At 61.6% G+C, this 20,760-nt stretch carries 17 protein-coding genes; 8 read left to right on the forward strand and 9 right to left on the reverse strand.

Going from position 1 to position 20,760, the window contains the following annotated elements; translation table 11 throughout:
* Positions 1-122: 122 nt before the first annotated feature.
* From NF78_RS11105 to NF78_RS11115, 3 genes are all read left to right on the forward strand, one after another.
* Positions 123-1,382 (forward strand): OFA family MFS transporter, encoded by a 1,260-nt coding sequence (locus NF78_RS11105; RefSeq protein ID WP_035986320.1) that lies wholly within the window; start codon positions 123-125, stop codon positions 1,380-1,382.
* 94 nt (positions 1,383-1,476) lie between these two features.
* Positions 1,477-2,532, forward strand: coding sequence for an ABC transporter permease (locus tag NF78_RS11110; protein ID WP_035986322.1), 1,056 nt, complete (start codon positions 1,477-1,479; stop codon positions 2,530-2,532).
* A 283-nt stretch (positions 2,533-2,815) separates the two neighbouring features.
* Complete coding sequence (locus NF78_RS11115; protein ID WP_035986324.1) at positions 2,816-3,118, forward strand: hypothetical protein; 303 nt, start codon at positions 2,816-2,818, stop codon at positions 3,116-3,118.
* A 6-nt stretch (positions 3,119-3,124) separates the two neighbouring features.
* Here the strand turns inward: NF78_RS11115 and NF78_RS11120 are convergent, their stop codons facing one another.
* The 3 genes from NF78_RS11120 to NF78_RS11130 all read right to left on the reverse strand — a co-directional run bounded on the left by NF78_RS11120 (position 3,125) and on the right by NF78_RS11130 (position 6,320).
* Positions 3,125-4,318, reverse strand: a complete 1,194-nt coding sequence (locus NF78_RS11120) for a bifunctional sterol desaturase/short chain dehydrogenase (RefSeq protein WP_035986326.1) — start codon at positions 4,316-4,318, stop codon at positions 3,125-3,127.
* 129 nt (positions 4,319-4,447) lie between these two features.
* Positions 4,448-5,452, reverse strand: a complete 1,005-nt coding sequence (locus tag NF78_RS28170; RefSeq protein ID WP_052050161.1) for a hypothetical protein — start codon at positions 5,450-5,452, stop codon at positions 4,448-4,450.
* A gap of 88 nt (positions 5,453-5,540) precedes the next feature.
* Complete coding sequence (locus NF78_RS11130) at positions 5,541-6,320, reverse strand: RNA polymerase sigma factor SigF (RefSeq protein WP_035986328.1); 780 nt, start codon at positions 6,318-6,320, stop codon at positions 5,541-5,543.
* A gap of 799 nt (positions 6,321-7,119) precedes the next feature.
* Here NF78_RS11130 and msrP point away from each other — a divergent pair.
* A complete protein-coding gene (gene msrP / locus NF78_RS11135) occupies positions 7,120-8,106 on the forward strand; it encodes a protein-methionine-sulfoxide reductase catalytic subunit MsrP (RefSeq protein WP_035986329.1) in 987 nt (328 codons plus the stop codon).
* A 267-nt stretch (positions 8,107-8,373) separates the two neighbouring features.
* Here msrP and cobW read toward each other — a convergent pair whose 3' ends face one another.
* A complete protein-coding gene (gene cobW, locus NF78_RS11140) occupies positions 8,374-9,429 on the reverse strand; it encodes a cobalamin biosynthesis protein CobW (protein WP_035986333.1) in 1,056 nt (351 codons plus the stop codon).
* 133 nt (positions 9,430-9,562) lie between these two features.
* Between cobW and NF78_RS11145 the strand changes: the two genes are divergently transcribed.
* Positions 9,563-10,129, forward strand: coding sequence for a Uma2 family endonuclease (locus NF78_RS11145; protein WP_035986335.1), 567 nt, complete (start codon positions 9,563-9,565; stop codon positions 10,127-10,129).
* Positions 10,130-10,189: 60 nt separating this feature from the next.
* Here the strand turns inward: NF78_RS11145 and NF78_RS11150 are convergent, their stop codons facing one another.
* The 4 genes from NF78_RS11150 to NF78_RS11165 form a co-directional block, all read right to left on the reverse strand.
* Positions 10,190-10,624, reverse strand: coding sequence for a VOC family protein (locus NF78_RS11150; protein ID WP_035986338.1), 435 nt, complete (start codon positions 10,622-10,624; stop codon positions 10,190-10,192).
* Between the two features lie 4 nt (positions 10,625-10,628).
* Entirely contained in the window at positions 10,629-11,240 is a 612-nt protein-coding gene (locus NF78_RS11155; protein WP_035986340.1) for a hypothetical protein, read from the reverse strand.
* Between the two features lie 153 nt (positions 11,241-11,393).
* Positions 11,394-12,011 (reverse strand): signal peptidase I, encoded by a 618-nt coding sequence (gene lepB / locus NF78_RS11160; RefSeq protein ID WP_035986342.1) that lies wholly within the window; start codon positions 12,009-12,011, stop codon positions 11,394-11,396.
* A 101-nt stretch (positions 12,012-12,112) separates the two neighbouring features.
* Positions 12,113-17,596, reverse strand: coding sequence for a translocation/assembly module TamB domain-containing protein (locus NF78_RS11165; RefSeq protein ID WP_081972584.1), 5,484 nt, complete (start codon positions 17,594-17,596; stop codon positions 12,113-12,115).
* Between the two features lie 242 nt (positions 17,597-17,838).
* Here NF78_RS11165 and NF78_RS11170 point away from each other — a divergent pair, with 242 nt between their 5' ends.
* From NF78_RS11170 to murQ, 3 genes are read left to right on the forward strand one after another with little or no spacing between them, the layout of a single operon-like run.
* Positions 17,839-18,237 carry a DUF3110 domain-containing protein gene (locus NF78_RS11170; protein ID WP_035986345.1) on the forward strand — a complete coding sequence of 133 codons (399 nt, stop codon included), beginning with the start codon at positions 17,839-17,841 and terminating at the stop codon, positions 18,235-18,237.
* An 11-nt stretch (positions 18,238-18,248) separates the two neighbouring features.
* Entirely contained in the window at positions 18,249-19,136 is an 888-nt protein-coding gene (locus tag NF78_RS28175; protein WP_052050164.1) for a DUF4870 domain-containing protein, read from the forward strand.
* Between the two features lie 53 nt (positions 19,137-19,189).
* Positions 19,190-20,128, forward strand: a complete 939-nt coding sequence (gene murQ, locus NF78_RS11180) for an N-acetylmuramic acid 6-phosphate etherase (RefSeq protein ID WP_225885283.1) — start codon at positions 19,190-19,192, stop codon at positions 20,126-20,128.
* On the opposite strand, the gene NF78_RS11185 is transcribed toward murQ, so the two are convergent.
* A complete protein-coding gene (locus tag NF78_RS11185; protein WP_035986347.1) occupies positions 20,111-20,677 on the reverse strand; it encodes a pentapeptide repeat-containing protein in 567 nt (188 codons plus the stop codon). The two genes, murQ and NF78_RS11185, sit on opposite strands and share 18 nt — an antisense overlap.
* Positions 20,678-20,760: the final 83 nt, after the last annotated feature.

The following is a 20,760-nucleotide window of genomic DNA, read 5'->3' on the forward strand; positions in this document are numbered from 1 at the left end:
GTGAGGCAAAATGGGCCGATCGCAGGACTGGAGTTGATAGGATAGCTGCACCGTATTGGTCTGGCCGCGTCGCTTCGATTTTTCCTTCAACCCCGTCAACCACCCATCCCTCGATTAAACCCATGGCTGCCACTTCCCAGAGCTCTCCCTTAACCCTGTTTGGGCTGCCCGCTGAACGGGGTCGCTGGCTGCTGATTCCCCTGGGCATTGTGGTGCTGATGTGCCTGGGCACGGTTTATGCCTGGAGCATTTTTAGGAAACCGTTAGAGCTGGAGTTGGGCATTGGCGCGACGGAGAGCCTGCTGCCCTACACCGTAGCACTGGTCTTTTACGCCGGGCTGATGCCCGTGGCCGGTTTTTGTATTCCGCGCTGGGGTCCGCGTCTGGTGGCGACCCTAGGGGGCCTGGTGCTGGGAGCGGGCTACATCCTGGCCAGTATTGCCCCCCATATCGGCATCATCACCCTGGCCTACGGTGTCATTGCCGGCACCGGAGTTGGCCTGACCTACGGCGTGCCGATGGCGGTGGTGGCCCGCTGGTTTCCAGAGCGCAAGGGGTTGGCGGTGGGCACCACGATTGTCGGGTTTGGCCTCTCCCCGCTGATTACCGCCCCCCTGGCCAACAGCCTGATTGAAGCCTTTGGAGCGCGGCTGACCCTGCGCGTTTTTGGCATCGTGTTTACGGCCATCATTCTGGCGATCGCTACAGCCCTGCGGTTTCCGCCCAAGGGCTGGTATCCCGCCTCGGACAGCCGGCTCCAGGCCCAGGCGGCAGCTCGTCCCTACCCAACCCGACTGCTCACCAGTCGCGCCTTCTACGGACTGTGGATTTGCTACGCCATCGGTACCCTGGTAGGGCTGAGCGCCATCGGTATCTCTAGCCCGGTGGGCGAAGAGATCATTCGCCTTGACCCTGCGCTAGCGGCCAGCAGCGTGGCACTGTTTGCGCTCTTTAATGGGCTGAGTCGTCCTCTGTTTGGCTGGTTGAGCGATCGCTATCGCCCGCACCACGTAGCGATCGCCTCCTACAGCCTAATCGTCATAGCCTGCGTTCTAATGCTCCACGCCCAAACTGGACAGGTCCTTACCTATCTGGTGGCCTTTTGCCTGTTCTGGTTTTGCCTGGGAGGCTGGCTAGCCATGGCCCCCACCCTCACCCTGCGCCTGTTTAACCCCGACCAGTACGCCCAAAACTACGGCCTGGTCTTTACTGCCTATGGGGTAGGTGCCCTGGTCGGCACCCTGAGCGCGGGGCAAATTCGCGACTGGTGGGGCAGCTATACCTATGCGTTTTACCCCATGATGGGGCTGGCGATCGTCGGCATCGGCGTAGCCACGGTTCTGCTCAAGCCCGACCCCGGCCCCGGCGATCGCCGGGGATAACCATCGCCGTCCTTCCCCCAAGACCGATCCCATCGGTCGGGCGCGTTTGGTTTAAGATCACCACAGATAACCTGTACCTCTCTACCGTTTGGGAATGGCTCAGTCTTCTACGCCCCGACGTCCGCTGGTCAGCCCCTGGGACCGCCTGGTGACCTTCTCCACCAGCGAAACCGTCCTCTATGTGGTGAAGCGTCTGCTGCAGGCGGCGCTGACGCTGCTGCTGGCTTCGGCGCTCAGCTTCTTTGTGATTCAGCTTGCTCCCGGTAACTTTCTCGACCAGTACCGCCAGAGCCCCCAGTTCTCGCCCGAAACCCTGGCTCAGCTCGAGGCCCAGTTTGGCCTCGACCAGCCGGTGTGGCGACAGTACCTCAACTGGCTCTACCAGGTCATTTTCCACGGCAACTTTGGCCTCAGCTTCGCCTACCAACGCCCGGTGGGCGACCTGCTGTGGGAGCGGGTGCCCAATACCCTGCTGTTGTCCTTCGCGGCGATCGTCGTCACCTGGCTGATTGCTCTGCCTATGGGCATTGTGGGGGCTGTCAACCAAAACCGTTTCCTCGACAAAGCGCTGCGGGTGCTGAGCTACCTGGGCCAGGGTATGCCCACCATTGTGACTGGCCTGCTGCTGCTGTTTTTTGCCCAGAGCGTAGCGCCTCTGTTTCCCATTGGGGGCCGCACCAGCATCATCCACGACGATCTCAACTGGTTTGGCAGAATTGTCGACGTGGGCTGGCACCTGATTTTGCCGACCCTGGCCCTCAGCATTACCAGCTTTGCCGGGCTCCAGCGCATCACCCGGGGTCAGCTGCTCGACGTGCTGCGCCAAAACTACATCCAAACCGCCCGGGCCAAGGGCCTTTCTGAGAATCGGGTGGTGTACGTCCACGCCCTGCGCAATGCGGTCAACCCGCTGATTACCCTGTTGGGCTTTGAGTTTGCCAGTCTGCTGGGAGGCGCATTCATTACCGAGACTTACTTCAACTGGCCGGGGCTGGGCAAGCTGATTCTCGAAGCGGTGCAGGCCCAGGATCTGTATCTGGTCATGGCCAGCCTGATGATGGGAGCCGTGATGCTGATCATCGGTAACCTACTGGCGGATCTGGCCCTGAGCTTTGTGGACCCCCGCATTCGCCTCTCAGATATAAATTAGCGGTCTGCCAAGCCAAAAATAACGGGTCAGTAGGGTTTAAGGTGGGTTGTAAGGTGTACGGCTTCAGGTACAGGGCTGTCCTTGGACCACAGACCTGAAACCTTGCACCCAGGCTACAGATCCCGCTGTTATCAGATTGACTAAGTACTAGTACGCTGCGGCATAAGTCAGCCAACTGTTCCTGAAACCTGAAACCCAGCACCTGAAACCCTCAGCAATGGTTGCCCTATTTCTGACAACCCGTACTAGTGACCTACGATCGCCCTCCCCTAAAGATTAGACTATGGTGTCTCAGCTTTATTATTTGCTGCGATCGCGGGTCGACGGCAGCTACCTGGTCGCCCGGCCCCACGGCCAGAGCAGCCCTGACCAGCCACCGCCGCCGGGGTTTTTGTTAGTCTTTACCGCCGACTACGACGCCCTCAGCTACCTGAACGCCCATGCCCCTGACCTGAGCGACAAGTTTGCGATCGAAACCGTGACGGCCTCTACCCTCAAGCCACTGATCAACCGCTGGGGATTTCAGGGGCTGGGCATGGTCAACGACCCCCGCCTACCCCAGGTGGAGTTCTTTAACCGCAGCTAGCCGCAGCTAAATGTCCGCGCCGCGATCGCGCCGGCTAAACAGCCTGAAATAGATCCCCCGGCTCAGTTCTTTTAGCGGAAAGGCGAGATAGGTCAGTGGGTTGATGGTAACAATAATGTTGCGCACGTTCCGCTTGGCCAGCGCCACCACCGCCCAGGCCACCCAATCCGCAGACATGACTCCGATCGGGTTAAGTTTGCTCTTAAACGGTCCCAAAATAACTTTACGCACCACACAGGGGGCATCGAGCCGCCGCAGGCTGACCAAATCCCCCATCAGCCGCTTAGACACCTCGTAAAGCGGGCTAAAGGCCGGACTGACCTCGGCCTCGGAGGTGTTGACCCACACCTCTTTAGTAGCCCGCTGGGGCGATGTCTCTACAGTGCTAAAGAAAACCTCCATCAGCCGATAGCCCGACAGGGCGTTGACCTCCAGGGAGGTATGAATGGCCTCGGGGGTGCGATCGCCGTGCACATTCAGCCCGTGGTTGAGGATCAAAATATCGACCTTTTTGAGGGCTGTCTGCAACTCGGCTTCGGCCCCAGGCTGCCACCTCCAGCAGGGAATGTCGCCTGCAAAGGTCGCGGCGGCGGAGGTGGTGAGGGCAATGGGGCGGGCCTTTTGCCGGGTCAGCTCCTGCAGCAGGGCGCGGCCCAGAGTGCCTGAGGCTCCGGTAACGGCAACGGTTTTGCCCTTGAGGGAAACAGCGGTGCCCATGAACTTATCCAGAAAGGTCAGGTAGCCAGAAAAGTAAGCGGTAGTGTCGTCAAAGTGGTGCCGCCAGTGGTAAGTGCGGTTCACTCGCCAGTTGCCGGGAATGGTCGTGAGTTCACCGGGTTCGTGGGTGAGGTCGGTGGTCAGCAGCCAGCCCTGAGAGCGGGCAATCGCCGCCGCCAAAAAGCTCAAGCCGTAGGCCACCCCCAGCCAGAGCCCGGCGATGCCCGTCGATATGGCCAGTCCCGCCAGGGCCCCTGTCATAACAATGGCTTCGGGAGCATCGTTGTAGAGTTGAGCCTGGCGATAGAGGGTGGGGCTGACCGGGGAAAAGTCCTTTTTGTAGGCTCGATGGTGCCAGTTGTGGAGCCGCATGAGAGGGGGCCAATAGTGGCTGACCACGTGGTACACGTCCCGAATGGCCTCTGCCATCACAATGGAAACCGCACCCCACAACCCTTGCCAAACAACCGTTTCAAGCGGCATAAAAAATATTCACACTAAATCGAGCAATTCACATTCTGACACGACTTGAGCGAGGTGTAGAGCGGGGGACCAAAGAGAAAGCCCAGGGCTCTGGCCCTAGGCTTTTCTCCAACGGTTGCCAGATGGGCCTCAGACCGATGGTTCATCGGCAGGGGTGGCTGGAGCACCTACCGGGCGAGACACTTCAATGCCGTTTTGTTCCAGCACGACCACCGGATCACTGCCCCGGACCTCAATTCGCTTCACCAGCACCTGACCATTGGCTACGCGCTGACCAGCTCTGACGTATTGGCTGCCAGCGGAGGTTTCTACCACCGCAAAGTTTTGGTTGCCGATGGTCATCACCCCAGTCACCAGAACGGCTTCAGCCAGGGTAGGCTGCGGCAAGGGGGGTAGGGGTGCCAGGGCACCCGGCTGTGCTGCGCCCGGAGTCCCAGGGGCCGCACCAGCGCCAGGGGCCGCGCCAGCACCAGGGGCCGCACCAGCACCAGGAGCCGCGCCAGCACCAGGGGCAGGAGTACCAGGGGCGGTAGCCACAGGTGTTCCTGGACCGCCGGCAGTACCTGGGGTCGCCGCACCGGGGGCAGGAGCCCCGGGTGGAGTGGGCGGAGCTACAACCTGGGGCGGCGGTGGAATGGGCACGGCTGCAAAGGGGTCTGGACGGCTGCGGTTGATTTGCTGGAGCCGCTCATTGGGGTCGGTCGATTGAATCAGGTCAGCTCTGGCAATGGGCGCAAGCTGAGGCGCGACGGGCACCAGAGGTTCGGCAAATTGCTCGTCAGTGGCCACCTGATCGTCTGGCACCGGCACCGGATCAATGACCACGCCCTCGGCGGGCATTCCGTCGTCGGGAGCCGTACCAAACTGGCCCGATCGCTGGGCGATAAAGGCTCCTAGCAAAGGGGTCGAGAGCAACATCACCCCCAGTCCGCCCAGGCTCATGATGAGGCCATTGCGCGCCCACTTACGTCCCCAGAATTTGATGCAGTAGACCAGCAGCACAAAGGGAACTAGCAGTGAGAGTAAACCCCAAACTGGGCTGACTCGAAACGCGTCCACCAAGCCTATAATGCCGCCAATGGTAGACAGCAAGAAACCCAGCACAAATAAAATTAAAAACGCGATCGCCCCCATAGCCAAGCCTCCTCGCTTCGTGAGCCGATGTTCCTCAACGATAGCTCAATTCTGCCAATGCGGCTCAATTCTGCCGATGTAGCGTTGTTTAAGCCCTTTCATCCTCTCCAGAAGCCATCAGCGTTTGGAGGTGGCTGAGCCCCTGCTTCACGCGGCGCGATACGGTAACCGCGCTGATACCCATCCGTTCGGCGGTTTCTTTTTGGGTGAGGTCGTAGAGAAAGACAAACTCCAGGACTTCGCGAGTGCGCTGTTCGAGCTGGTGCAACGCCTGCTGCAGCCGGATTTGGTCTTCCTGGGCCAGTTGAAAGCTCTTATATTTCAGATCGGGTAGCAGATCGCCCAGGCAGGCCGACTCCTCGTCCTGCACCGGAGCATCGAGACTGAGGAGCGATCGGTTGCGGTTGGCCAGCTTGACCTCCTGCCACTCGGCCAACCCAATGTCGAGGGCGGCGGCTATTTCTGCATCGTTAGGAGTCCGGCCCAGGTCAGCCTGCAGCTGACGAATGACGCGAGTCGACTGACTCTGCAACGCCTGCCACCGTCGCGGGATGCGCATGGAGGTACTCTTGTCGCGAAGGTAGTGCTGAATTTCGCCTCGAATGTAGGGAATAGCGAAGGAGCTAAACGCATAGCCCTTGCCCATATCAAACCGCTCAATGGCCCGAATCAGCCCCAGACTGCCCACCTGCATTAGGTCGTCAAAGGTTTCGGTGGACTGCTGTAGCCAGCGATAGGCTTCACGGCGCACCAGACCAATGTTGAGCTGTACCAGCTGATTCCGAAGGGAGAGGTCAGGGTTGCTTTGATACTGCCGCAGCAGTTCCAGGGTGTTGCCTTTAGCTTGAAACCGAGAAGTAGCGACCATGGCGATTTCAGGAAACGTCAAATCCAGCTGGACAATTGAGCACGTGCATCCCCGCTGACCAAACTCGGCACAGAGTAAACTCTTGCCAAATCGGGAGGCTGGTGGCGGCCTGTGGCGACAAGGGCTCGCCGGTTAGAATCGGTGATTTTAGATTCTGTGGATGGCCACTGGCAATACGGGATTGATGGGCACGGGTGTCAGACGACACAGGGCGGGAACACAGTTGTCAGAGGAATCGTGTGCTTGTGATATCAGTCTATAGGGTGAGGATAAAAAGCCACACTAGCGGAACTACGGATCATCCTGGACTCGCCTAATCAGTATAGAGTCTGCTGCTTGTATTCTCAAAAGCGTTGCCACCATTGGCGACAATCCGGTGTGCAATGGCATTTTAAGGCTTCTGTAGCAGCTTGCTCGATTGCCCCTAACCCTTATCCCGTCGAGCATTCAGCCCTATTTATGAAAGATCCACAACTCTGTGAATTTTTAGTTAAAAGATCCAGTTCTCTGCGGTTGCGCCTGAAACAGTTTAAATTTCTATCCGACGACACAGCCAAATGATTGGCTGTGGTTCGCCCCGTTCTCCGTAGATTCCTCAGAATAGATACAAGAATGTTACAAAAGCATGAGGATTTGTAGGGCGTCTTATCCATCCGGCTGTCTAGAAGTGTTTGCAGCTGATGGTCTCAGGTCATCCTCATCTTCCCATGCGCTGATCGTGCCATGATCTGGCGGGTGGGCAGGCGATCGCTCCCTTGGCCCTATCGTAGTCGTCCATCGTGCTTGGCTAACATTACGTATGGTTTTCTTCAAGGCTCGTCCTGGCTGGCAATCGCCCTACCCTAAGGTTACGCCCGAGGGGGTATTCTGGCGGCGGCGGCGGTTTATGACCTCATTGATTGGGGCCGGGGTGGGGTTGGCGGCCTCGGCGGGGGGGTGTCGCCGCTCTGGACCGATGGATGCCGACCTGGAGCGCAGCCTGGGAGTTCCCCTACCAGCGGTGCCTCGTCATCGGGCTTTCGCGGATGCAGGGCGAGAACCGACGCCCCAGCGGTACGCCAGCAGCTACAACAACTACTACGAATTTGGCGGCAGCAAAAACATTTGGGCCAGTGCCCAGGCGCTGCCCACCGATCCGTGGAAGCTGGATGTGAGCGGGCTGGTTAAGAACCCAGTCAGCTTTGACCTGGAGGATTTGACCCGGCAATTTGAGCTGGAAGAGCGCATCTATCGGTTTCGCTGTGTGGAGGCCTGGGCAATGGTGGTGCCCTGGATTGGCTTTCCCATGCGGGCGCTGATGGCCCTGGTGGAACCGACCGCTGCGGCAAAGTACGTGCGGTTCACCTCCTTCTATGACCCAATGGTCACCCCCGGCCCTAACTTTGGCTTTGCCCGCAACCTGCCCTGGCCCTACACCGAGGGGCTAACAGTGGCAGAAATGGCCAACGAACTGGCCTTCTTTGCGGTGGGGGTCTATGGTCGCACGCTGCCCAAACAGCACGGTGCCCCGATTCGCATGGTGGTGCCCTGGAAGTATGGCTTTAAGGGGGCTAAGGCCATCGTCAGGATCGAGTTTGTGGCCGAGCAGCCCGCTACCTACTGGAATACCCTCGCCCCCAATGAGTACGGATTTGAGGCCAATGTAGAACCCGATGTGCCCCACCCCCGCTGGTCGCAGGCCAAGGAGCGGTTGGTAGGGGAGAGCACGGCCCTGTTTACCTGGGAGGAGCAGCCGACAGTGATTTACAACGGCTACGGGGAGTGGGTGGCGGGGCTGTATGGGTAGGCGGGTGGACGGGTAGGCGGGTAGGCGGGTGGACGGGTAGGTGAGCTGATTTACAAGCTAAAGTTGCTTTCAAAAATAGCCGTTCCCATCAACTTCGCTCAGGGAGCGGCTGTGACTATTGCTGAGGGTGTCGTGCTGTCGCCACGGACGATTGGTATGGATTTGTACCGAATCCTATTCGGCTACCCCCGATTGGTCGGGGCGTAGCATGGTACGCCCCGACGGGGTTGCTGGTTGTGAATCGGGGTTTTTGACTCGGATTTGGTATTAGGCAGCGATCGCAGCCCGGATCACCGCTTCATTCAGATCTTTGCCGATCACCACCAGGCGGGTTTGGCGCGGTTCGCTGGGCTGCCAGGGGCGATCAAAGAACGAATCAAACCGCTGACCGACGCCGTGGACCACCAGCCGCATGGCCTTGCCGGGCACATCGACGAACCCCTTGATGCGGTAGATTTCGTGGCTGGAGGCCAGGTTCTCTAGCCGCTTGATCAGGGGTTTGGGGTCAAACCCGCGATCGAGCACGATGGGGATAGCCACAATATCGTCATCGTGGTCGTGGTCATGCTCGTGGTCGTGGTGGGTGGGGCGGTTGTCAAGGTTGTCTTCGACGGCGGCGTTGAAGCCCAGCAACAGGTCGGGGCTGATGGGAGCACTGCCCTCACCCCCGGCCAAGCCCAGGACTTTGACGGACTGGGGTACCTGCTGAGTGAGCCAGGTTTCAATGCGGGTGCGATCACCTTCGTTCACCCTGTCCACCTTGGTCAGCAGCACCAGGTCGGCGCAGTTGAGCTGGTCTTCAAACAATTCTTCGAGGGGCGTTTCGTGATCGAGGCTGTCGTCGGCCTGGCGCTGGGCCTCCAGGGCGGGCAGGTCACCGACCAGATCTCCGGCCGCCAGGGCCTCACAGTCAACCAGGGTAATTACGCTGTCGACAGTGGCGGCGGTGCGAATCTCAGGCCAGCGAAAGGCCTGCACCAGGGGCTTGGGCAGAGCGAGGCCCGAGGTTTCGATCACAATGCAGTCGATCTGGTCGCGGCGGGTGATCAACTGCTGCATGGTAGGCAAAAACTCCTCCTGCACGGTGCAGCAGAGACAGCCGTTGGTGAGTTCGAGAATGTTGGTTTCAGCCGGGGCGGCGACCTCGTCTTCGTCGCACACCTGGCAGCTGTGCAGTAGGTCGCCATCGATGCCGACTTCGCCAAACTCGTTGACCAGCACGGCAATGCGCCGCCCCTGGGGATTTTGCAGCAGCTGACGAATCAGGGTGGTTTTGCCTGCCCCGAGAAAGCCGGTGATGATGGTGACTGGAATTTTGTGCATAGCCCACCGAAAAATTGCTGCCTCTCAACCTAGCACGGGGGCGGAGGGCAAGAGCATTAGCCATCATGCTGCGTAGGGCACCTGGTCATAACAGCGGTCTACAATAATAGACACAATGCGATTTCTCTGGCCCATGGTACAAACTCCTGCCAAAACAATTACCCTGGCTGAGTTTCTGCAACAGCCAGAGACCAAGCCTGCCCGCGAATATATCGACGGCCACATTATTCAAAAACCCATGCCCCAGGGACGGCACAGCCGCATCCAACAAAAGCTGATCAATACTATTAACGCAGTCACTGAGGATAGTCGCGTTGCCCTGGCCCTGCCTGAACTGCGCTGTACGTTTGGCGGCAGATCCATCATTCCCGATGTATCAGTATTTCGCTGGCAGCGGTTGCCGACAAATGAGGATGGCACCATTGCCAATACCTTTAGCGCCGCCCCTGACTGGACGATCGAGATTTTGAGCCCTGAGCAGTCGTCAACGCGGGTGGTGAGCAACATTCTGCACTGCCTCAACCACGGCGGGCTAGGGGGCTGGCTGATCGACCCCGACGAGAATTTGGTGCAGCTCTATCTACCTGACCGTCTACCCGCTTCCCTGGAAGAGGCAGAGAACCAGTTGACGATGCCAGACCTGGCCCCCACTCTGGTGCTAACGGTAGGGCAGGTTTTTGGCTGGCTACAGGTAGGGTAGAGGCCGCTGGGGAGCAGCCGAGGGGCGAGGTAGGAAGCGTTTACTCGTTGGTCCAGCGCTCTATTGGGCATCTCCCACTTGTTTCTGCTCAACCTCGCCAAAGATGGCGCTGGGGTGGCAGTAGTATTTAAACTCCAGCAGGTTAAAAAATGGATCCTGCAAAAAGAAGGTGCGATGCTCCAGCGTGGTGCCGGGAAAGCGGCGCTTTTCGCTCTGGTGGAACAGGAGCTGATTTTCCTGGGCCCGGTGCAGCAGGGCTTCCCAGTCGGTTTCTGCTAAAAATACCAGGCCAAAGTGGCGAGGGTAGATGCCCTGCTGGGGAGTGATGTCAGCGGTTGTATGGGCCACCAGCTGATGGCCGTGCAGATTGAGAATGAGCGAATTGGCGGTTTCTCGCCCGGGTTCACAGCCCAGCCCCTCGATGTAAAAGGTCTTGGCGGTGGAGATGTCGGCCACGGGAAAGGCCAGGTGAAACAGGACAGCGGCAGAGTTCATGACTTTAGGCCATCACCTTGCGATCGACGGCGTTGAGCAGAGCTTTGAGGGCGGTGTCTTCGGCCTGGCTGATCTGCTGGTCGAGCAGGGCAATATGGATGGCCCTGGACAGCACAAAGGCAGCCACCTCGGGCTCTAGCTGCTCAACCAAAAACTCCATGGGCATGGGTGCCTTGAGGGCACTGTGAATGCCCACCACCATGGCCTCCTCCATACCCATCGCCGTCAGGCGGGGACGCAGGCTGTTCCAATCAGCCAAGGGGTCCTGCCCGCTGGCGTGGAGAATGGTGGCCAGCAGGCGCTGGACCTTGCTCTGCTGGGCCGGGGACATGGTGGTATAGATCAGGGTGTCGGCTTCGACGGCGGTGCTGGTGTCCTGGTTGAGGTTGTTGAGAATTTGCTGCCACTCGGACTGGGTGCACTGCTCGGGTTTGCCCACGCAAAGCGACACCTGAATGCGATCGCCCGCCGTGTGTAGCTGAGTCACCTCCGCATGGATGCCCAGGTAGCCCAACCACTGGGACACCATGCCTACCAGTTTGCCGCTGGCCGACTGGGCCTGGGTGAGCATTTGCACCTGGGTACGCACCAGGGGGCGAACAAGCTGTACAAGCATGGGCGCTGCCTCAAAACCGGGTGATCACACATCGCTTTGATCTTACCCAACCCTTTGAGTAGCCGCAGTAGTGCAGTACGCCATTGCACAGGTAGCGACCTGACCAATGACAGCCGGAACGGCTATCCCTCTTTGAGGCTGACGCCTGGTTGTCTAGCTGACGGGGCCGAGGCGATCGAGGGGCCAGAAGCGATACCGGGCGCGGCCAATGATGTTTTGCTGGGGCAGCCCGCCCCACACGTGGGAGTCGTTGCTGTCGTTGCGGTTGTCGCCCATGACAAACACCTGCCCGGCTGGTACCTTTACCGGAGCCAGGCTGTAGGCCGGCGGTTCGAGGGTGTAGGGCTCCTGAAGGGGTTGCCCGTCGACGATCACCTGTCCCTGCACCACTTCGACCGTTTGACCCGGTTCGCCAATGATGCGTTTGATGAAGGCCTGGCGGGTTTCGTAGCCGAGGCGAGCGAGCTGGGGCGGAGGTGCAAACACCACAATGTCGCCCCGGTGGGGGGGCTGCCAGCGATAGCTGATTTTGTCGACCAGCAGGCGATCGCCGATATGCAGCGTCGGGTCCATGGAGTTGGAGGGGATGTAGCGCGGTTCTGCAATCAGCACCCGCACCGTCAGGGCGATCGCCAGAGCGATCGCCAGCACCCGCAGATTGCCCCACTGCCCCTGCCACAGCGATTTCCAGCCCCCCTCAGCGGCTTTTGCCGGAACGGCGCGATCGGCTTTGGCAGGGGTTGACGCTTGGTCAGGCAGCTTGGGATCCATGGGTATGCAAAACAACGAGGGTCGGGCAAATTGCCCCGCTTTAAACCTTACAGGCAATGGTGGAGAAAGGTATTTTCATTAGCGGCCAGTCGATCACAGCCTTAAAATCGAAACTCTAGGATCGCCCCAGTGTTTTCATTGAATTGTTCGTAGCTGGTAATGGCCCGCAGCGTAATCTGGTCGGTAACCCGATAGCGGACGCTAAAGAGCGCTGGGGTAACGTTGGTAAACACCTTCTGCACCGAGACCGAAATGGTGGGCGAGAAGTTGAACCCGATCTCACCGCCGATGTCGATGGCACCTCCCTGCTGGTTGCCCGGTGGCGAGGCCGAGAACAGGCGCAGGTCGGTGCGCTCCAGACCTGCCCCCAAAATGTTTTGGAGGTTGTTGAGCAGTGCCGACCCAGCAAAGGCCAGCAGTCCCTGAAACCCATCGCCGCCACCGGACACGCTGCCCAGGGTAGATTCCAGGGCCGCCAAAAAGCCGCCGCTGATCAGCGCCACAATTTCACCCTCCGAGCGGGGAGGTGTGCTCTCTAGCTCCACGCCCTGGAGATTGACCACCCGACTGGCGCGGCCGTTGACATTGGCACGAATACGAACGGTTTGGACTCCCGCCTGGGTGAGGCCCAGCTGATCGATTCTGGACTCGCTGATTTCGTTGCGGGGAAAGGGGGTGGCGGCCGTCAGGGTAGCACCAGCAGCCGCGCTGTCGGGGACAGCCGCCGACAGCGTGGCCACCAGCAAGGGGTCAATGGTGTCGTCGAGTTCACTAAACTCGGCGAAGTTTTCGCTGCCCGTGAGCCGAAACTCGGTGGTCAGCAGGTTGATCCGGCCAGAGGGCAGATTGATTCGGCCAACGGGCTTGATATCGGGGGCGGTCCCCACTAAATCCAGGGTGCCCTCGGCGCGCACATCGACAATGCCTGGAACCGCAATGCGGACGTTGTCAGCCAGGATCAGCTTAAAATCCTCCAGAATGGGAGGAATGGGGTCAAAAATACTGGGTTCGCGCATGGGCCCAAAGGCAGTGGGCGTTCCTCCGCCTTCGCCGACCTCGGGTAGCGTGATCAACCCATTGGAGAGTCTTACCTCGCCGTAGACGAGGGGAGGCAGCAGAAATACGCTGCCGTCTACCACCACGTTGCCATCCACTCGCCCCCGGTAGGTGCCCGCCGGGTTCCGCAGGTCAAGGGCAATGTTGTCCAGGCTGACTCGAAACGGATCGCGGCCTTCGGCTTCGGCCGAGCGAGCCGTGCTGCCGTTATTGAACAGGCCGGGAGCCAGATCCTGCACCGAGGGGAGCAGTTTTAAGTTGCCCTGGGCCACCACCTGACCGTTGCTAAAGTCACCGCGCAAATTTTGAAAATCAAGCACCAGGCCATCGGTATAAACCGAGCGGGCCAGGGTCGTGGCCGGACTTTCGACCACGCGAATGCTGCCCCGAATATTGGTTAAGGGTTCGGGCAGGTTGCGAGCGCTAATGGTGACGCCGTCGAAGTTGGCTTCGCCGATCACATTCAGCGTTGTCAAGGCCTCTTGCACCGACTGATCGGTGGGCCAGCGCCCTTGAACCGCCAGATTGAGGTTGGCATTGCCAGACTCCCAAGTAATCGCCTGGGTGAGCAGATTGACCAGGGCAAAGCCGTCGTCGCGCATTCTGAGCGTGATGTTGACGGTGTCGGTCTCGGGCTGCTGGTTGAAGCCGGGCAGGGTAAGCGGCACACTGGCTACCAACCGCAGCGGATCCTCAACCTCCTCATCCACAGCCACCCGGCTGATTAAATTGAGTCGGGCGTCTTCGTAGCTGAAGTTAGCGGTGGCCAGATCGATGGTGTTGCGGTTGATGGTGGCTTCGTTGACCGCCAGCCGGCCCCGCACCTGGGGATTGGCCAAACTACCCGTGAGGGTGGCTCCCAGGTTCATCAGTCCGTCCAGGTTCTCGGGTAGCCGCAGGGGCTGCCGCACGGCATTGAGAGGAACGTTGCTGACCTCCAGACGCAGGGTGCGCGGTTCGGGATCGTCGGGGTCAAAGCTTAACTCGCCGTTGAGGCTGGCCAGAGCCACCCCCTGCTGGGTGGTCGGCGAAAAGTCTGAGAAGTCCGACCTCAGGCTTACCGGGTCGAGGCGCAGGATGCTGTCCTGGTAGCTACCCTGGGCAATGACTTCGTCAATCCGGTAGACGGCTCCGTTGCTGCCGTCGGGTTTGCCCCAGACCCAGTTGCCCCCGGCCAGGTCGAAGTTGACCGTGAGGTCGTCGGGAATAGCGCCGCTGGCGGTGACGGTGCCCGAGAAGCGGCCGGTCAGTTCCTCCAGGGGGGGCAGCGGCATGGCTTCGGCTTGGGCGGCCAGGGTATCTTGCAGCTCCTGGACTTCGGCCAGTCGGCGCAGCTGGTCCAGCAGGCTGGCGTTGCGATCGCCCACCGGAGTTACCTGCTCCAGGGACGCTACCTCGGCGGGGGTCGCGGGGCGGAACCAGTCGGGCGGACTGAGCAGATTGGGGCGAAAATCGGCCCAGTCAAAAATCAGCAGGGTCTGCAAAATATCCTGAACCTGGCCGTTCTCGACCACCAGTTCGCCGTTAATGCTGGGGGTGTCCCCAAGGGTGTAGGTGCCGCTAGCCAGGTAGCGACTGAGGCCAGAGGCCGATTCCAGCGTGACCCCGGCCAGACTGAGTACGTTGTTGGCGAAGGAAATATTGCCCCGCAGGCGACCGTAGCGGGTTGTATCCAGGGGGCGCTCCGGGGCGTCTGGGTCCAAGGTCGTCAGAACGGTCTCTGAGGGCAGCCGGATGTAGCTAATGCTGGGATCTTGAATATCAAAGCTGGCCCGCACGGCAGGTTGGCGCAGGTCAGCGACGATTTCGGCGGAGGTGATCAGGCCGCCGAAGGTGCCAAGGCCAGCGGTGCCCGCCTGGGGCAACCGCAGATCGCTAAGGGGTAAGTTTTCGACGGTGGCAAAGAGGGTGCCCGCCTGGGTATAGCCCGTGGCCAGGGCCTCGCCGCCGCGCACCTCGAAGCGGAGGTCGCGGTCGTCCTGGGCGGTGGCGACAAACACGCGATCGCCCCCGCCGACCAGATCGATCGCCAGTGGGCCGCCCTGGGTGAATGCGATTGGACCCCGGAGGGGAGAGGCAAAGGCCAGATCGCCCGCTCGCAGAGCCACCAGGGAGGCATCGCCGGTCAGCACCAGGGCGCCGGGTCGGCCCCGCAGCCGGCCGTCGAAAAAAGCGTTGCCGGTCACGGGCAGAACGGGGGGCAGGGGCAGCGCCGCCAGGCTATAGCCATCGAGGTTGAGATTGAGGTCAAGGTTGGCGATCGCGGGCGCCCCGGGTCCATCCAGCCGGGGCGTGATCACACCGCTGGCCTGGAGACCGGCGGAGCTGGCCCGCTGCACCAGGATCGACTGGCCGTTCCAGGCCAGATCGGCGGTCAGGGGCTGGCGCACCTGGGCCAGTTGGGGCGCGCGACCTGCCGCCGCCGCCAACCCGTCCGAAAGTGTCACCTCACCCTCGCCGCGGACCCCGGCCAGGTTGAGGGCATCGGTGCGGCCCCTGAGCTGAAAGCGCCCTTCGGCGGTGCCCTGCAGATCGGGGGCAAAGGCCGATAGCTGGAGGTTCTGGCCCCGCAGGTCGGCAACCCACTGGCCGCCCTCCAGGGTGGCGCGGCTGTTAATGGTGCCTCCGGCTAGCACCGCCTGACCAATTCCCTGCCCCTGGATGCCGCCGATGCCGCCGTTCAGCCCTCCAGAAAACTGCGCCAAGCCATTCAGCACCCCGTCGACGCCAGCGCCCAGCAGGGCGAGCTGAAGGGCATCGGCCCGGACACTTGACTCCCACTGGCGGCTGCCCAGATCCAGGCTGCCCATGCCGATCAGGGTACCTCCGGCCACCTGGACAAAGGTGTCGGTGAAGCGCAGGACGTTGTCGGCCAGGCGCAGATCGCCCCGGGCCGGATAGTCTCCCGCTGAGGCGCGCCAGCTGGCGGTGCCGCCCAGCTGGTTGATGGGCCCGCTCAGCTCGGCCTCCAGGGACACAGGCCCCAGGGCCACGGTGTCGGGCAGGCCGTAGGGCTGGGCCAGGGCAGTGACGGGCAGGCGATCGCCCGTCACCGAAAGGGCCAGCTGGCGGGGTTCCTGGAAGCTGTAGGTGCCGGTGCCGGTCAGGGTTCCCCCGGCCTGAGGCACGGCTAGGAAGCGATCGATGGTCAGGCCAGAGGCCACCAGGGTGGTGCTGACTTCCACCTGGGCAAAGGCCACCCGATCGATGGTGATTGGCCCCTGGGAAACGAAATCAGTGGCGATCACAGGCCGCTGCAGGGGGCCCGTCATGGCGACATTGGCCAAAAAGGTGCCCGCCGTGGGTACCGGCAGCGTCGCCTCAAACAGGTCGGTAAACTGGGCCAGGGTAAAGGGATTGACCTGCCCTCTCAAATTGTAGTCCCCATCAAAGTCGAGGGTGCCCTCTGCTGATGCAGTCAAGTCCCCCAGGCTCGCCGTCACCCCCTCAAACTCGATCACCCGGCCCCGAAAGCGCATGTCGCCCTGGAGGTTTTGCATAGGCTCTGGCAGTCCAGGGGCGATCAGCGAGGACTCCTGGACGCGGGCGGTGCCGACGATGGTAAACGGCTCCCCACCACCGCTTTCGATATCGACCTGGCCACTGACCACCCCACTGGGGAACTGCACCGGCAGCGGATTTTCGAGGAAAGAGTCGATCAGGGGCATGATATCGGTGGCGCGGGCCGCCTGGGTGCGCAGGTTGATCCTGGCCTGCAGGCCAGGACCGGGCACCTCGGTGGCGTCGGCCACCGCGCCAGAATCTTCGGGGGGCGGCAGCAAAACAGCCCCCCTGACGTCAATCTTGCCGCCCTGGAGGGAGTTGCCGCTCAGGGCCAGGTCGAGCTGCCGGGTTTCCAGCGGAGAATTGGGGTCCTCGGGCACATCGATAAACCGATCGCTGAACTGGAGCTCACCCTGAATGTCGGCGATCGCCACCCGCACCGGATCGACATCCCCGGTGACGTAGGGCACCATGGTCAGCCGCCCGTCTCGGACGTTGATAGTATCGACGCTGACGGCGATAAACGGATCGCGATCGGGGTCGCGATCGGGCAGATCGATGTCGAGGTCAAACCACTCCCCTGCGGCGTTTTGCTCCAGGTAGAGATCCCCCTGAACCAGGGTAAGGGTGAGGGGCAGCCGCCGCCGCCACAGGTCAAACAGCCTGAACCTGAGCTCCACCGACTCCAGGGCGAGGGAGTCTGGGTCGGTGGCGGTCGGGGGAATTGATGAGGGCCCTACCCGGATGCCGGTCGGCCCAATCTGCTCCAGCGGCCCCAGCTCGACCGGGCGATTCAAGGTTTCCGAAAGCTGATCCTCAACCCAGGGAATCAGGTTATTGCGGCTCCACAGCCAGCCCCCCAGCACCGTACTGCCCCCCAGCACCAGCAGCCCGGAGCCTACAACCAGAGCCGAGGTTAGCCAGGGTTTACCGCCGCCCTTAGCAGGCTCTGGTGGTGGAGCGGGCTCTAGTTCCTGAGAAGACTCGGGCTCTTGAGAAGGCTCTGATTCTTGAGGAGGGGTCATACCCGTTTACGCTACCGCAGAACACCCAAACCATAGTAGTTAACTGCCGAAACTTCTGCCTACCACCTGCAATGAACTGATGGAATTTGAGTTAGCGGATGCCTGGGATCCTCTGTGCGTTTAAGTTGTGCTACCACACCAGGTTTTCGCGCTCCAGTTCATAGACGATCGCCGGGGTAACTTTGTTCGCGTTGCGATCGCCCGCTAGAGTAAACAGATAATGCTGTTTGTGAGATAGGGCTATGGTGGTGTACGTGCTGTTGTTTAACGCCCGCACCGACAATGAGGGCATCCACGCCGAAACCATAAATGGAGAAAACATAATCTTGATGTTTGAGCATCAGGACGATGCTACCCGCTACGCCCTGATGCTCGAAGCCCAGGATTTTCCGGCGGCCACCGTGGAGGGCTTTGAGCAGGGCGAAATTGAAGAATTCTGTGCCTCGGTGGGCTACGGGAATCGCCTGATTCCGGAGGGAACCCTGGCGGTCCCCCCCGACCAAAACGCGGACGAGTACCTCTGGGACCCCGACCAGCCCAATCCCCAACCTGGCCCCGGGGCCGAGGGCGATGCTGAACCCGGCGGCTTCTCCCAGGCCGAGCTCGATCGCATGCGCCAGCAGCTGGAGAAATTGCTCTAGACCCTCCCGCCATGTCGACTCCCCTCGCCATCTTGATCGACCGCGCCCGCCAGGGCGACGCCCGCGCGATCGCCCATCTAATTGCGCGATCGCTGGCGGCTGATGGGGTTGTGGCCCGCGGTCAGTGGCGGGGGGAGCAGCTGTACCTCGAGCTGGAGTCCTCCACTGCCCTCGATCGCGATCGCCTGGTTCCCCAGATTCAGCGGGGGCTGCTGCGCCTGGGGCTCACCTGCCCGCTGAATACGGTGCAGCTGACCGCCCGCCGGACGGGATTGGCCGAAGCCGACTGGCGGACCAGCTTTGGCCTCGATGCCCCCCTGGCGACCCCTGCGGCCAGGACCGAGGCAGAGCCTGACCCTGCCCCCCCTGCCCCTGGAGGGGGTACGACTGCCCCAAGCCCGGTTCCAGCTATGGCGTCGTCTAACGGCTTGCCGGTGGACGGCCTGCCTCCTATCGATCAGCCCACCGCCTCGTCCAGCCACGCCCCCGATGCCACCCTTTCGGACACCACCCTGGTGGCCCTGGTCCACCTGGCTCCCCTCCTCAGTTACCTGGTGTTGGGCAGCCAGTGGCTGGGGGGCTGGCCGCTGCTGTGGGGCGGTTCATTTTTATTGCCCTGGCGAGTGGTGGCCCCCCTGGCGCTGCTGTTGGCCAAGGGGACCGGGGCAGCGGCGGCTACCCACCCCACCTTCAGCCAGCGCCAGGCCAAGGCCGCCCTCAACTTTCAGCTGACGATGTTTATCGCCTGGGTGATCACGATCGCCCTGATGGTGGTTCTGGTCGGTTTTTTGCTGGTGGTGCCCCTGGCGCTATTTGAAATCGTCAGCTGCATTGTGGCGGCGGTAACGGCTTCGGAGGGCAAGCCCGTCCGCTATCTGGCGATCCGGTTTGTGCGCTAGGCCCGTCATCCTCTACATTGGCGGGAGTATTGATTGTCCTGGGAATGCTGCCTGTGCCTGCGAGTTCGTCTGCTCATCCACCCGTTGACCCCGCCGATCGCGGCCATCTGCTCACCGAGCAGGCCAACCCCCGCAGCACCGACCTCGATCGGCTCAGCAGCCTGGAGTTGGTGGATCTGTTCAACCGCGAAGACCAGCGCACCCTGGAGGCGATCGCCGCCGCCCGAGCGCCCCTGGCCGCCGCCATCGACGCCGCTACAGCGGCCCTGGCAGCGGGCGGTCGCCTGTTCTACGTCGGGGCCGGTACCAGCGGACGGCTGGGGGTACTGGATGCGGCGGAGTGCCCCCCCACCTTTTGCACCCCCCCCGACCTGGTGCAGGGGCTGATTGCGGGCGGGGCCAGCGCCCTGGTGAAAAGTTCTGAGGGGCTGGAAGATGTGGCCGAAGACGGGGCCGCCGCGATCGCCGATCGCAACCTTCAGCCCCAGGATGTGGTGGTGGGCATCACCGCCGGGGGCACTACCCCCTACGTGCGGGGGGCGATTGCCGCCGCTCGCCAGCGCGGAGCCACCACGGTCTTCATCGCCTGCGTGCCCGCCGACCAGGTGGCGATCGAGGCCGATATTGACATTCGCCTACCGGTGGGGCCAGAGCTGCTGGCCGGTTCCACCCGGCTGAAGGCGGGCACCGTGACCAAAATGGCCCTCAACATTCTGTCTACCGGGGCGATGGTACGCCTGGGCAAGGTCTACGGCAACCGCATGGTGGATGTGGCGGTGACCAACACCAAACTGCGCGATCGCGCCCTGCGCATTCTCTGCGACCTCACCGATCTGGACCGCGCCGCCGCCGCCACCCTGCTCGATCGCAGCCACCAGCAGGTGAAGCTGGCGTTGATGATGCATCTGGGCAATCTGGAGGCGGAGGCCGCCGCCGAGCGCCTGGCCCGCCACGGCGGCCACCTGCGGCAGGCCCTAGAGACTGGAGGATAGCTCCGGGTGGGGCGGATCGACTTCGTCGAACCAGGCCCGATCGAGACAGGCGCCCTGGAGCTGAGCGATCGCCAGGTTGGCCCCGCGCAGGTTGGCTCCAGTCAGGTCAGCCCCGCGCAGGTCGGCCCCAGTCAGGTCGGCCCCGCGCAGGTCGGTATAGCTGAGGTTGGCCTGGCGCAGGTCGGCCTGGGGCAGACTGCTCCGGTGCAGCGTCGCCAGGCGCAGATCGCTGCAGCGCAGGTCGGCGGCGGTCAGATTCACCCCGCTCAAATCAGCTCGAATTAGCACTGCGCGAGCCAGATCGGCCCCTTCTAAATTGGCCCCGCACAGGTTGGCCCGCCACAGATTGCAGCCGCTGAGCCTGGCCTTCGCCAGTTTGGCCTGCTGCAGATTAGCCGATACCAGGTTGGCCAGGCTCAGGTCGATACCAGGCAGCTCTAGCCCAGGCATCCAGGCTTCATGGAAGTCGAAGTGGCTAAAATCACGCCGCCCTGTAGCGTACAGGTTGAGCATCTGAGCCAGGGTGATGCTGACTGACTGACTCTCCATAGGACTTGTTTCAACCACCCGACATTCCTCCCTTCGATTTTTGGCCACCGACTGGTCGCCTGCCCCTCGCCTGCAATGACCAG

This window comes from Leptolyngbya sp. KIOST-1 (assembly GCF_000763385.1).
Lineage (GTDB): Bacteria > Cyanobacteriota > Cyanobacteriia > Phormidesmidales > Phormidesmidaceae > Nodosilinea.